Raw genomic sequence first — 14,021 nt, forward strand, 5'->3', positions numbered from 1 at the left:
TTGCAGTTAAGAAAATATTATGATTAGCATTAAAATTATTAGTGGAACAGACCGTCCTAATTCCAATGCCCTGCGTGTATCGAAATATGTGCAGAGAAAATACAGAAAAGAAGGGATTACAACCGACATCATCGATTTGCAGGATTTCCCACTCGAGCAAGTAGTGGGAGGTATGTACGGAGAAGACCTCCCTGAAGTTGATAGTTTTGTTGAGCAGGCAGTTACCGCGGATGGGTTAGTGGTCGTATGTCCCGAATATAATGGGGGTTATCCCGGAATTTTAAAGATGTTCATCGACTATTTGCCCTTTCCGAATAGTCTCAATAAAAAGCCGATTGCATTAATAGGAGAGGCTAATGGTGTGTTTGGAGCGATGCGTGCAGTTGAGCAGCTGCAGCAGGTGTTCGGCTACCGAAATGCGCATATGTTTCCCGAAAGAGTGTTTATTTCACGAGTTAACCAAAATTTTGATGATGAAGAGGGGATTAAGGATCAATTCCAGCATCAATTACTCGAGGACCAAATTGGTGGCTTTCCTGCATTTGTCAAAAATCTGCAAGGAGATGAATCGCTCATAACCGATGGGTAGATTGACCGTCTCGTGTTATATCTTGCTGTTATAAATTGACGATTTTGGGGATCAGCTCATTTTGAGCATATAGCCAACGCCGTGAAGGGTAACCAAGTATTTTGGATCATCCGGATGTTCTTCAATTTTTGATCGAAGTTTTGAAATATGGACATCAACAGTACGTGTATTGGTACTGAATTCGTAGCGCCATACATTCTCCAGTAGATCATCGCGCGAAACGGGTTCATTAGCATGGGTTACGAGGTACCGGATAAGTTCTACTTCTCTGGTAGTGAGTTCGAGTTCTCCTTCCTCGGGATGTTCAGCAACCGCATTTGTTAAATCCACGTGGATTGGATCAAGGTCAACTTCTTTGATAGGCTTCATTTTGGAATAGGTATCAGATCGCCGTAAACGTGCTTTTATACGTGCAAGGAGCTCTTTAACGCCGAAGGGTTTAGTGATATAATCATCTGCACCGATATTGAGACCGGTAACCTTGTCAATTTCCTGATCTCTGGCTGTTAGGATAATAATCGGAAAGGTGTAATTTTGATCTCGAACGGTACGACAAACATCAAAGCCACTCATTCCCGGCAGCATCAGGTCTAAAATCATTAGATCGGGCTGTTCTTTTTTAACGATTTCAACGGCTTCATCACCGTTTTCGGCGATAAAAACATCATAGCCCTCACTCTCTAATGTATCCTGTAATGTAAATACTAGGCTGGGTTCGTCTTCGACAATAACAATTTTTTTGGGATCAGCTGACATGTTCTTCAAACTCTTTATTTCTTGACTCTGTTTCAGGTTTCGCTGACGCTGAATTTTGCGAAGCCTTTTGACCTGAAACGCTTAAGATAGGAAATGTTATGATAAAAGTAGATCCGGAGCCCGGTTTGCTTTCAACATCAATGGAGCCAGAATTGAGCTCTACCAAGTTTTTAACAATTGATAAGCCTAACCCATGGCCCTTGGTTTTAGCAGTTAACGAATCCTCAACTCTGAAAAACTTAGTAAAGATATTGGACAGATCTTTATTCGCAATGCCAACGCCATGGTCCTCGATACAGAGTTTTAGATGATTATTTTCTTTAAAAACACGGATGCCAAGATATTTTTCTTCTGTACTGTATTTAATGGCATTGTCAATCAAATTACTGAGAATCGTTTCCAGACTATTCCGATCGATCTTTACAGCCGGTAGATCTTTATCTATAGCAATATCGAGGGTTACATCTTTATCCCGGAAAAATTTCGAGTGTTTTTCAAGAAAAGAGGTCACGACCTCTCCAATGTTAGTGGGTTGGGGTTCCACAAGTGATTCTCCTGCATTGGCTTTGGCTACATCGAGTAGTTTGTCGATCATCTTTCTAAGACGAACGGCTTCGCTAAAAATATGGCTCCCGTAATTCTTTAGGCGTTGCTGATCCTGCACACGCCCGTCGGCAAGATTTTCTCCGGCTGCCTGCATTACTGATAGAGGGGTCTTCAGCTCATGGGTAACATTAGCCAGGAAATCAGCTTGTCGTTCAGCAAGAGCACGTTCCTTTTGTGCGGATCTGAACATGAAAACCAGCGAGCCAAGCAGAAGCAGCATTGCTGCTCCCAATACGACAAGGTTTTTAATCAGGGATGCGTTACTAGCTGCTACTGTGGATTCATCCGTAAACGAAACTTCGACTTTCCAGTAGTCAAAAAAGTCGGGGAAGTTTTGAACAAATTGTATCTGCTGGTGATTGTAAGTGGCATCGGGGTTACTGCTAGCTATAATCTCATTATTCGTCCAGTCGCGCAGCCAGACATTCATGCCGGGATGTTGCTCAGCGCCAAATTTCTGAGCCAGGATTTTAGGTAAATATGAATTACGCAAAAAATCCTGGTTGAAAGGCATGGTCAGATAGCCAAAAACCTCTTGCTTCGATGGGTCAATAAGTACAATAGTAATGCTGCGATGTGAATCAAACAGTACCTTATTGTTGTATTGGTAATCGGAAAGCAGGCTTTTTATTTGGGTTCGAGCAATACCCATTCCGTCACAGACAACAGTTGAATAGTTGGATGTCGGTTGAAATTTGTTGTTGCGATCATATCGCAGGATGGGTTTTTGCTGTTGGCAGGCATCAGAACCTGAGGGAATAAAATAAATGTTGCTGTAGATGGAATCTTTAGCAGCTTTATTCAGCAATGTTTTTACCTCTGGAGTGAACTCTTCCGTAGTATAATACTGCTCCTGTAATCTATTGATGTCAACAGATCCAAGGCCGATAAACTTTTTAAAAAAGCGATATCTGATTTTATCAGTAAATTCAGCAATTTGGAGCTTTTTATTTTCTCTTGATGACTCCAGCGTGTTTTCGTGAAGGGCATACAATGAATATACATTCATACCGGTAAGCCCCAAAATGGCAATAATCCCGGCAGCAAGTAAGATCCATTGTTTTGATCCGAATCGTTTCATGCCTATGATTTTACTAAAATATTCATCACACAAGGTAAGAAATTTATCAGGTCATCAAATTCCATCCCGGTATTTTTTTACGTGATTTAATACAAGCGATGCACAGCTGTATAAATAACAAAAGGGCGCTTTGCAGCGCCCTTTTAGAAAGAGGATGCTGAGAGTAAAATTATTTTTGCCAACTGTTATTTTGTCGGTTGGCATCAGGATAGTTTTTGTCAGGATCAATGACAACATTGGTAACTTCTCCATCAACCGTAATTACAGTTTGTGTAGCCCCTTCTAACCATGTGTCAACAGGTATTTTGCGCATAATAGTAGCTCCGTCACTTTTAGTGATTTGAACATTGGCCGGCATTGGGGCCTGACCGTGATCTTCAATGACGATGCGGGTACTCCCATTTTGTGTTGATACATTACCAACAGCTTGATCAAGTGTCCATGTTTCGTAGTACCAAGCTCTCCAGAACCAGTCCAGATCCCGTCCGGCAACATCTTCAAAGGTATTAAACATATCCCAGGGATAAGGGTGCTTGTATTTCCATCGGTCGATAAATTCGTGCAGGGCTTTATTGAATGTCTCTTCACCCAAGAGGCTGCGAAGGCTTACAAGCATCGATGCGGGTTTAGGATAGGAAGCAACCCCGTAAGCAAATCCGTTGTAGTGATGATTTGACCATCGCATTATGGGTCCCTCGGCATCGGTATTGGTAATCTGCAAATAGCTGTTGATATCATTCAGATCGTAATCAGGTCCGTTCGGGTAGTAAATTTTCTTGGCCTGATTTTCATTATAGGTAGTAGTCCCTTCATCCATCCAGGCGTAGTGGCGCTCATTCGTGCTGACAATCATCGGTATCCACATATGTGCCAGCTCGTGTGCGATTACTGCATACAGAGCTTCTGATGATTGATTGTTGTAATCTCCAATAATCGTAATCATTGGAAATTCCATACCGCCGCCGATGATGCCGCCTCCTTCTACTGAGGTCATGTGAGGCCATGGATATTTGAGATCTGTCTGCTCGGACAAGTTGGTGATCGCATGCTGTGTAAACTTGGCCCCATCTTTCCATTTTGGAGCCGAACTCCGATAGATGGCATTTATATTGCTGTACTCTTCTTCGCCGTCGCCATCAAGGTCGCCCACACTTGCTCGCGTAGCATCCCACTTGGATTCTTTAGTGACGCTAAAAGCAAAGTCACGCACTTTTTGGGCTTTAAAGTTCCAGGTAAGCGTGCCTTTCTCAGGCGATTTTGTTACCGATCCGAAATCATTTTCGGTAACGACAGACATTACCGTATCGCTGTTATGAGCCTTATCAAGTCGTTGATAGATTTTATTGGCAAGAACATCTTTCCCGTTTGTAAGACGGCCTGTGGAACCAACCATCCATTGATCGGGAACGGTAATATCAACATTATAATCGGCAAAGCCGTGGTAAAATTCGGCAGTGCCGGTAAACTGATCAGTCATCCATCCAACAACATCATCGTAAACACTCATCTTCGGATACCAATATGCTATGTAGTAAAGGTTGTCTTTGCTATAACCCATGCGTCCGCTGGCGCCGCGCTGGGGTACTTTGAAATCCCAAGCGACTTGAATCTTGGCAGAATCGCCGGGGGCTACCGCGTTGTGAGGTCGGATAACAAGCAGGGTGCCATTGACACCATAACCCGATGGATCTCTGCGCGATTGCATCTGGTTAAGTTGGTTACCATTAAGTCCAACGTTATGCAGATTAAAACCGCCCGTAACCTCCTGTGGAGTGCTTCGCGTTGCCCCTTTGGCATGCAGGTTTTGAGCCAATTCCATATATAGTGAATTCAAGGTGTCGGGGGAATTATTATAATAGGTAATGGTTGCACTTCCCTTTACCAGGGTATCAGCGGGGAGCAGTTCAACATCAATGTCATAGTTAGCCCACTGTGTCCAGTAGTTTTTGCCCGGCTCACCGGACATAGTGCGGGTATCATTTTCAACAGCGTTTAAAAATGCATTGGGAATTTCTTCGGTAATAGGATTGGGAACCAGCCGATCTAATTCCGAAGGTTTTTGAACCGCTTTTTCTTGAGTGGTCGTTTGCGGTTCCTCAGTGGTTTGTTGTGTTCCGGTGCATCCTACAAATAGATATGCAGCGAAAACCACCGGAAATATCACATTCTTTAATGATAGCAATGGTCTGAACATAGCTTGGGTAATTTTAAGTAATTGTAATTACGGAACTCAGGATTTCGAAGAGAAGTGCTTGTCAATAGACATTTTTAAATCTTCAAACTCAATGGGTTTCGTCAAATAATCCAGTGGATCGGTATCTTTGGCTCGCTCTACGTGGTAGGGATCAGAATTACCGGTGATGTAAATGACGGGAACTTGTGAGAACTCACGGATTTTGAGCATTGCATCGATACCGTCAATATCTCCTTCCAGAGAAATATCCATGACAATTAAATCCGGGTTGAATTGTTTTGCTGTTTCGATAGCCGTTTTGCCGTAAACAAGCTCGCCTTCCGTTTCGAATCCGAGCCTCTCTAAATAACTTTCGTACAGTAAATTGAGAATGAGATCGTCTTCTACAATGATGACCTTCTTCTTTTCTTCACTCATATAATCTAGTAATCATTTTTTGATAACGTGTTTAAAATAGCAAAATCGTTGCATAAGACAATCTATTTATTTGTGTCAGATTTTCTCAAAAGGGATTAAATATAAATAAGTGTAAAACAGAGGATATCTATCGTTATGAACGATCATTGGAAATCCAAACATGCAGATGAATATAGTCATATTCAAGCAGTAAAATGAAGCATTCTGCAATGGCTGAAAATGCTCATTTTCCTGATATCGGATGGGTAATGCGAATATCTTCCAGCCGACGCAGATTTGGTTAAACGTTTTGAATAGGAGTATTGTTGTAAACTCAGTTTTCAGTAAGACTCGGGCATAAATACTTCAAACTTCCTATAGATTTGGGTTTTATAATAAATAATCTGCCCTAAAATATTTATAAAGCAGTAAAGAAAACCGTAGGATGATCAGCGATCTCTTTATGAGTACCAAAAATTTATTATGGGGATCTCTTGCCATATTGGTATTGGGATGTGCAGCTCAAAAAGAGACCGTTGAGTCACCCGTTCAGGAATCTGCTTCCTTTTCACAAAGTGGAACAGCAGAAGTTCCTTCACAGTGGTGGACATCATTTGAAAATGATCAGATAAATGCGCTCGTTGATATGGCCTTAAGCTCCAACTTCGATATCCGAACGGCATGGCAGCGCTTGCAAGCATCAGAAGCAGTGGTCGACCGCGAGACCGGCGGCCTTTTCCCATCACTGGATGCGAATGCAGAAGCACGGTCGACACGCAATCAGCAATCACAGTTCGGCAGCTCTGATGATTTTAGCGTGGGTTTAAGTTCATCCTATGAAATCGATTTGTGGGGACGAATTGGCTCGCAGGTAGATGCGGAGGAATATAGGGCGCAAGCCACGTTGGCCGATTATCAGACAGCGGCACTCACGGTTTCGGCAGAAGTAGTACGAAGCTGGGTACGGCTGGCAGAAGCACAGAAACAGTTGTCGTTGGTTGAAAGCCAGATTACGACGAATCAAAAAGTGTTGGATCTGCTTAAAAACAGGTTTGGAACGGGACAGATCAGAGGGGTTGATATCCTTCGTCAACAGCAGCTGTTAGAGTCCACGCGCGAACAAAAAACCAATGCCGAAGCAAATGTAAAAGTATTGGAGCATGAGTTGTCTGTGTTGCTGGGGGAATCGCCACAGGATACACTTGCTTTTACTCCGGACCAGATTCCTGAGCTGCCGCCATTGCCCGAAACCGGTGTTCCAATAGATCTTGTTCAGCGTCGCCCCGATGTGAAAAGTGCTTTTAACCTGGTTAAGGCTGCCGATCGTGACCTGGCTTCTGCAATAAGCGACCAGTACCCACGGCTAAGGTTGTCAGCCTCACTGACTTCCTCCAGCAATACAGCCGGCAACCTTTTTGAGGATTGGGTTACGTCTTTTGCCGGTAACCTGTTGACCCCCATTTTTCGTGGGGGAGAATTAAGCGCTGAGGTTGACCGGTTGGAAGCCGTCAAAAGACAACGGCTGTATGAATATGGACAAACGATACTTTCGGCTTTTCAGGAAGTAGAGAATGCACTGATCCGTGAACAGAAGCAACGCAAAAGTATCGCCCGTCTGGAAGAACAGATAGCTCTAGCTGAAAAGGCCTATAATCAGCTGCGGCTGGAATATCTCAATGGAACATCGAATTATCTGGATGTACTTACGGCACTTGATGAAGTGCAGCAATTGCAAAGAGATTTGCTGTCGGCCAAGTTGACGCTCGTTGAGTATCGTATCGGATTATATCGCGCTCTGGCCGGTTCTTTTGAAACCGAAAGGGAACAGAAAAATTGACTCTTAATTAAGTTTAATCAAACACTAAATGCCACTGTTAGTGCTTTAACAAATAGAACCATTAGCTTATGAATTGGAAACAAACACTTATTATCAGTTCTGGGATAATGGCCACCGCGGCGGTTCTTTTACTGCTTATCTTTTACACTGAACCTACGGCACAGCAATCCGGTGCCACACGGGCTACACCGATGCTTGTAGATGTTATGACGGCCGAACGTGGCACCTATCGACCTACGATTAAGGCGATGGGGACAGTTCGTCCCTCACAGGATATCAATTTGAGTCCGCGTGTAAGTGGAGAAGTAATGTCGTTATCCGAAGCCTTTACACCCGGCGGTTATGTTGAAAAAGGTGAACAAATGCTACAAATCGATTCCTCCGATTATCGAAATGTACTCGATCAGCGCAAAAGTGAGCTACGTCAAGCCCGGGCCGACCTCAAAATTGAAATGGGTCGGCAAGATGTAGCCCGCCAAGATTACCAATTGTTTGCGGATACGCTATCTGAAGAAAATAAATCACTTGTTTTGCGTGAGCCGCAGCTCGAGTCGGCAAGATCTAGCGTAGAATCTGCTCAAGCTGCAGTAGACCAAGCTCAGCTTAACTTACAGCGTACGACTATAAAAGCACCTTTCAATGCCCATATTCTGAGTCGCAACGTTAATGTCGGGTCCCAAGTATCCGCCGGACAGAATTTGGGCCGACTCGTCGGATTGGATGAATATTGGGTTGAGGCAACAGTCCCGGTATCGAAATTACGCTGGATGAGTTTTCCCGAGGGGGCGGATCGGCAGGGTTCACCTGTACGAATAAGAAATCGAACCGCATGGCCGGCCGATACTTATCGCAATGGCTCTCTTTTCAGATTGGTTGGGACACTTGAAAATCAAACTCGTATGGCCCGTGTGCTTATATCGGTTCCAGATCCCCAAGCCTACAAAACGGATAACCCGGAAGTACCAAGATTGATGCTTGGATCTTTTGTGGAAGTTCATATTTCTGCCGACGAGCTTACCGATGTGATCCGATTGAATCGAGATTACGTGCGTGAGGATGATACAATCTGGGTGATGGAGGGCAACAAACTGCGCATAAAAGACGCCGAGATCGTATTTCGTGATGCGCAATATGCCTATATCAAAAGTGGACTACAGGAGGAAAGCCGCATCGTAACTACCAATTTGTCGACTGTAAGTGACGGGGCGCCGCTGCGATTAACCAACTCGGATAGCACTGCGGCAGATTCGATGACAACCCAAACCACGAACTAGCATCCAGTGTTTTATCATCCGAATATGATGGAATTCTTCCCGATTTTACTTAAATGATTAGAGATAATGGCTGAAGAAGACGCACATACAGAGCAATCAAATGGAGGTATCGGCTCGGGTTTAATGAGCTACATGGCCAAAAATTCTATTGCGGCCAACTTATTGATGGTCATATTAATTGGTGGCGGTATTTGGTCGGCATATAATATGCAAAAAGAGGTATATCCCGAATATCAGCTTGATATTGTAGAGGTCAGTGTTGTTTATCCCGGCTCGTCGCCCGCTGAAGTAGAACAAGGTATTCTGCGCCCTGTCGAAGAAGCCATTCGCGGAGTGCAGGGAATTAAAGAGGTAACCTCCACGGCAAATGAAGGATCGGGATCGATTTCGATAGAGTTGATAACCGGTTCAGAACGCATGAAGGTATTCCAGGATATTGATCAAGCGGTAAATCGCATCCGTACATTCCCTGATGATATTGAAGAGCCGGAAGTACGATTGCAGTCGAACCAGCGGGAGGTGATGACCATTGGGTTGTATGGTGATTCTGATATTTGGGAGCTCCGAAAGCTGGCCGAAGGTTTGCGTAACCGGTTACTAAATAACGAAAATATTACCCAGGTAGAGATCGGGAACGTACCGGACTACGTGACGCACGTTGAAATTCCGCGCAATACTTTGCGTGAGTATAATCTGACCCTGGATGACATCGCGAATATTATTCGACAATCCAGTGAAGACATACCTGCAGGTGCTATAGAAACCAATGCCGGTGAAATACTGCTGCGGATGCAAGAACGTAAGCAATGGGCGGATCAATACGGAAATATTGAAGTGGTAACATCGGATATCGGAAGTAATATCAGATTGGCCGATATTGCAGAAATTACCGATGGATTTGAGGAAACCGGGTTTCACGGAAAGTTTAATCAGCAACCCACTGTTGACTTGCAAATATACCGGATTGGCGATCAGTCACCGTTGGGTATTGCTGAAACGGTCAAAAAGGAGCTTGAAATTGCACAGTCAGAGTTTCCTCCCGGGGTCAAATATCGGATTGATAGTAATAGTGCTGATGATTACCGGGAACGGCTGTCACTGCTGATGGAGAATGGCGTGCTTGCTATCATAATTGTGCTCTTTATTTTGGCCCTATTTCTCGAATACCGACTGGCTTTTTGGGTGATGATGGGGATGACGATCTCTTTCGTGGGAGGGCTGCTGTTTTTACCACTGCTGGGATTGAGTATCAACATGATCTCGATGTTCGGTTTCCTGGTGGTGTTGGGTATTGTAGTTGATGACGCAATTGTGGTGGGAGAAAATATCTATGAATATCGACAGCAGGGTATGGACTTTCTTGAGGCTGCCATAAAAGGGGTAAAAGAAATGAGCAAGCCGGTGACCTTTGCGATTTTGACAAACGTTATAGCCTTTTTTCCGCTGCTGTTTATTCCCGGTACAACTGGAAAATACTGGTGGCCGCTACCCGCCGTTGTTATTGTAGTTTTATTGGTGTCGCTTCTCGAAGCGTTGTTCATTTTGCCGGCCCACCTGGCACACAGCTCGACCAAAGAAAGCCGTTTTAAGTTAGGACAGAAGCTGCATCGCTGGCAGCAGCAGTTTGCAGATCGATTTAATAATTTCATAAATACGTATTACCGGGCTTTTCTGGATTACTGTCTCAAATACCGCTATATCACCATCAGCTCGGCTTTAGCGCTGCTTCTTATTGTTGGTGGTTACGGCTATAGCGATCATATGGGAATGGTGATGATGCCTGAAGTTGCTGCCGATGAAATTGAATCGGGAGTCCGCCTGCCAGTGGGAACCACTTCCTTTCAAGCCTCCAAGGTTGCGGAAGAGATAACCCAGTCGACCCAGCGTATGTTTGAGGAAAATGACCTTTATCGCGTAGCCGAAGGCGTAAAAACTAACGTGCGGGGCCAAAGCTTTATCGACGTAGAAATTGTCATGAAGCCTCCCAGTCAGCGGGATATGACGGCTCAAGACGTGATTGAGTTATGGCGAGATGAAATTGGGGATATTGAAGGAGTCGATCAGATTAGTTTTGAAGCTGAACGAGGACCTGCCGGCTACCTGCCCGATATTAGCGTTGATCTGAGTCATTCGGATACCGATGTGTTAGAGAATGCCAGTCAGGCATTTTTGGAACGGGTTGAGCGTTTCAATGCTACGCGCGATGTCAGCGATAATTATAACAGGGGTAAGGCCCAGCTTGATTTTAAATTGTTGCCAGAAGGACGTCGACTTGGCCTCACCCCCGAAGATGTCGGACGTCAGCTTCGAAGTGCCTTTTATGGATCATTGGCAATGCGTCAGCTCAGGGGAATTAACGAAATAGAAGTTCGAGTGAAGTTGCCTCGGGAGCAGCGTCGCGATATCTATAATCTTGAAGATTTAGTGATCCAAACACCAGCCGGAGTGGAAGTGCCCCTGCTGGATGTGGCGGAATTCAACAAGGGCGAAGCATTTACAAGTATCAACCGACGCAACGGGAGACGGGTAGTCACCGTAAGTATGGATGCTGAACCTGCAAATGCAGTATCGAGGGTGCTAGAGTCGATCCGTACAGAAACGTTACCTCAACTGCGCGAAGACTTTCCCGGTATTACCTGGACTTTTGAGGGCAGTCAGGCAGAAATGCGGGAGTCAACGCAAGCGCTTTGGGGCACTTTTGGCTTGGCAATGATTGTGATCTATGCCTTACTGGCTGTGGCCTTTAAAAGTTATTCACAGCCGATCATTGTGATGGGGGCCATTCCTTTTGGAATTGTGGGGGCAGTAATTGGACATATTCTACTCGGTTATGATCTTTCGCTTGTAAGTTTGATGGGAGTAATTGCTCTATCGGGAGTTGTTTTAAATGATTCCCTAATTATGATTGATCTGGCCAATCGAAAGCGCAAGGAGGGAGCCTCCATTTATGATGCTATTCATGAGGCCGGTCTGCGCCGATTTCGGCCTATTGCTTTAACAACATTGACGACCTTTGGCGGACTTACGCCCATGATCTTAGAAACCTCCCGGCAGGCAGCCAACCTGATTCCTATGGCCATTTCGCTTGGTTTTGGTATTGTGTTTGCCACTTCTATTATTCTTGTGATTGTTCCATGCCTCTACCTGATTCTGGAAGATGTGATTGCTACAGTTAATAATCAGGTGACTTCAGAAACTGGCTGACATTCTTCAATTAGTTTGTCAGGATAAATAAATTTATCAAAATTGCATTGTAGAAGTATCTGTTTATCCCTTATATTTGGATTCTTCAAAAATTGATCTTCCGTTCAGGAAGGTTCATCAATGTTTGCCCGAGTGGCGGAATTGGTAGACGCGTCGGACTTAAAATCCGATTGGCATCCAAATGCCAGTGCCGGTTCGAGTCCGGCCTCGGGTACACATTTGGGCCCGTAGCTCAGTTGGTCAGAGCAGTCGACTCATAATCGATTGGTCGCAGGTTCAAGTCCTGCCGGGCCCACTTTTCTTTTCCCTTCTCGAAATCGCCCTTAACAGCCTGTGAAGGTCTATTTATAGGCAAAATCCACCCCTCTTTCATAACTTTTCACTAATGAACCCCTTTACTTTTATTTCCCGCGTTTTGTAAATTTCTGTACCACATTGTGGTACATTTTGTAAAAATTTTGATTTTTAGCTGATTTTAGCGAAAAAATCGGGGTTATCAGCCTCTAAAGGCCTGTTAGTCGATTTCTGTAGATTTTACAAGCCGTTTAGAGCCTGTCAAGGCATAAATAATGTGGGAGGTGTCCACATCAACTGTGGAAATATCAACTAAATTGAGGAATAATTTATGGCAAGTTTAAAAGAGCGAAACGGCACGTATTACATCCGATTTTCACGGAGCATTAATGGAAAACGGAAACAGAAATCGTTAAGTCTAGGTACCGGTAATGAGAGAGAGGCACATAAACTGTTATGGGAGTACGAAGATAAATACCAAGCTGGAGAGATAGATCCATTTAGTGGATGGTCGCCTAAAGCTGAGCAACGAAAAAGGAGACGGGATAAACGGTTCAGCAATATGAATCTGTCAGAGGCTGCCCAAATGTTTATTGATCAGCGCAGCCAGGCAAATCAGCAAACGAAAGACAACTATCGTCGTCATTTTAATATGCTTGAAGATCTGCTTGGCTCGACCATGCCGGTAAGACAAATTTTGGAAATAGATATCCGCGAGTTTTGCTTTCGACCTGACATAGCCAAAGCTACGCAGGCCAGCTATCTACGTCATATAAAAGCCTTATTTAACTGGATGGAAAAGAGAGGAATCGTTGACGAAAACGTAACCAAGACTATTAAACCGCCTAAAATCCCTAAAAAGATTTCGCAAAAGATCATTTCGAGGGAAGAATTGGATCAAGTTTTTGAAGCCTTCGACAAATTTTATGAAGAGCAGGAAGAGAAAGGATATGTAAGTAAAGGGCATCAAAAGCGTCTTTGGTTTAAGCCGATGGTCAACATGATGTTTTACTGTGGCATGCGGGCCAGTGAGGCAGTGAATGTGCGATGGAAGCACGTTGATCTTGAGGGAGATCCCGATGATCCTGATGATCATGGACATATTGGTATTTATAACACGAAGCATAATACGACCAAGTCTGGATTGGAGCGCATTATTCCAATTCGTGAGCCCCTGAAGCCTTGGTTGATCCAGTGGCACAAAGATCTGGGAGAGCCCAAGAATGGATATATGTTTCCAAGTTCAACCGGAAAGGATCGGTTTGATGGAATGACGTCAGGGTCTTTGTCACGATCATTTAAGAAATTTGTTAGACTCGCAGATGACGTGCCAAACACGATTCATCTGCATGGACTCCGACACACATGCGCTACGGACTTGCTTCGTAAGGGTGTACCTATTCATATGGTACAGAAAATCATGGGGCATTCATCCATTGATGTGACCCAAATTTATGAGCACTTGGATCAAAAAGATCTGAAAAATGCCTTGAAGGGGATTGATTAGGAAGATTTTAAGACACAATATGAATAATTTTTGTCGTATTCTAGGTTAACCTTTTTACTCTGGGCTTATGCGTATTATCATTATTCCACAACAATAATAGGCTTATTCTTCCAGTTCTCTCTATTGTTATACTCACATATGAGTAAATTAAACCTTCGTAACTATGATTACCGATATTAAAGAAATTCAAAAGTGAAAAGAATCACTAAAGCTGGTGAATCTCCCCCCAATTCATCATCAGAAGTTTTAAATGTAGCAAGAAAACGTATTCAATAGTGACAAT

9 protein-coding genes and 2 tRNA genes are annotated in these 14,021 nt (G+C 43.9%); 7 read left to right on the top strand and 4 right to left on the bottom strand.

Annotated elements, in window-relative coordinates:
• The first annotated feature begins 19 nt into the window (after positions 1–19).
• The gene (locus tag ACT3IB_RS15115) at positions 20–589 is read left to right on the top strand and encodes an NADPH-dependent FMN reductase (protein ID WP_491539864.1); all 570 of its coding nucleotides are present in this window, start codon (positions 20–22) and stop codon (positions 587–589) included.
• A gap of 51 nt (positions 590–640) precedes the next feature.
• On the opposite strand, the gene ACT3IB_RS15120 is transcribed toward ACT3IB_RS15115, so the two are convergent.
• From ACT3IB_RS15120 to ACT3IB_RS15135, 4 genes are all read right to left on the bottom strand, one after another.
• Entirely contained in the window at positions 641–1,345 is a 705-nt protein-coding gene (locus tag ACT3IB_RS15120) for a response regulator transcription factor (protein WP_491539865.1), read from the bottom strand.
• A complete protein-coding gene (locus tag ACT3IB_RS15125) occupies positions 1,335–3,032 on the bottom strand; it encodes a sensor histidine kinase (protein WP_491539866.1) in 1,698 nt (565 codons plus the stop codon). Before ACT3IB_RS15125 ends, ACT3IB_RS15120 begins: the two co-directional genes overlap by 11 nt.
• Positions 3,033–3,201: 169 nt before the next feature.
• Positions 3,202–5,226: a M1 family metallopeptidase gene (locus tag ACT3IB_RS15130; protein WP_491539867.1), complete on the bottom strand. Its 2,025-nt coding sequence runs from the start codon at positions 5,224–5,226 to the stop codon at positions 3,202–3,204.
• A 36-nt stretch (positions 5,227–5,262) separates the two neighbouring features.
• Entirely contained in the window at positions 5,263–5,643 is a 381-nt protein-coding gene (locus ACT3IB_RS15135) for a response regulator (RefSeq protein ID WP_491539868.1), read from the bottom strand.
• A gap of 442 nt (positions 5,644–6,085) precedes the next feature.
• Here ACT3IB_RS15135 and ACT3IB_RS15140 point away from each other — a divergent pair, with 442 nt between their 5' ends.
• The 6 genes from ACT3IB_RS15140 (at position 6,086) to ACT3IB_RS15165 (ending at position 13,738) form a co-directional block, all read left to right on the top strand.
• Positions 6,086–7,459, top strand: a complete 1,374-nt coding sequence (locus tag ACT3IB_RS15140) for a TolC family protein (protein ID WP_491539869.1) — start codon at positions 6,086–6,088, stop codon at positions 7,457–7,459.
• Positions 7,460–7,527: 68 nt separating this feature from the next.
• On the top strand, positions 7,528–8,733 hold the full coding sequence (locus ACT3IB_RS15145) for an efflux RND transporter periplasmic adaptor subunit (RefSeq protein WP_491539870.1): 1,206 nt from the start codon (positions 7,528–7,530) through the stop codon (positions 8,731–8,733).
• A gap of 66 nt (positions 8,734–8,799) precedes the next feature.
• Positions 8,800–11,937: an efflux RND transporter permease subunit gene (locus ACT3IB_RS15150; RefSeq protein WP_491539871.1), complete on the top strand. Its 3,138-nt coding sequence runs from the start codon at positions 8,800–8,802 to the stop codon at positions 11,935–11,937.
• A 126-nt stretch (positions 11,938–12,063) separates the two neighbouring features.
• A tRNA-Leu gene (locus ACT3IB_RS15155) sits at positions 12,064–12,151 on the top strand.
• Between the two features lie 7 nt (positions 12,152–12,158).
• A tRNA-Ile gene (locus ACT3IB_RS15160) sits at positions 12,159–12,232 on the top strand.
• Positions 12,233–12,562: 330 nt separating this feature from the next.
• Positions 12,563–13,738, top strand: a complete 1,176-nt coding sequence (locus ACT3IB_RS15165) for a tyrosine-type recombinase/integrase (protein ID WP_491539872.1) — start codon at positions 12,563–12,565, stop codon at positions 13,736–13,738.
• Positions 13,739–14,021 lie beyond the last annotated feature (283 nt).

It is taken from the genome of Fodinibius sp. GM21 (assembly GCF_058386955.1).

Coding starts and splice junctions, on each gene's coding strand:
- ACT3IB_RS15115 (WP_491539864.1), top strand. CDS start 20: ATGATTAGCATTAAAATTATTAGTGGAACAGACCGTCCTAATTCCAAT.
- ACT3IB_RS15120 (WP_491539865.1), bottom strand. CDS start 1,345: ATGTCAGCTGATCCCAAAAAAATTGTTATTGTCGAAGACGAACCCAGC.
- ACT3IB_RS15125 (WP_491539866.1), bottom strand. CDS start 3,032: ATGAAACGATTCGGATCAAAACAATGGATCTTACTTGCTGCCGGGATT.
- ACT3IB_RS15130 (WP_491539867.1), bottom strand. CDS start 5,226: ATGTTCAGACCATTGCTATCATTAAAGAATGTGATATTTCCGGTGGTT.
- ACT3IB_RS15135 (WP_491539868.1), bottom strand. CDS start 5,643: ATGAGTGAAGAAAAGAAGAAGGTCATCATTGTAGAAGACGATCTCATT.
- ACT3IB_RS15140 (WP_491539869.1), top strand. CDS start 6,086: ATGAGTACCAAAAATTTATTATGGGGATCTCTTGCCATATTGGTATTG.
- ACT3IB_RS15145 (WP_491539870.1), top strand. CDS start 7,528: ATGAATTGGAAACAAACACTTATTATCAGTTCTGGGATAATGGCCACC.
- ACT3IB_RS15150 (WP_491539871.1), top strand. CDS start 8,800: ATGGCTGAAGAAGACGCACATACAGAGCAATCAAATGGAGGTATCGGC.
- ACT3IB_RS15165 (WP_491539872.1), top strand. CDS start 12,563: ATGGCAAGTTTAAAAGAGCGAAACGGCACGTATTACATCCGATTTTCA.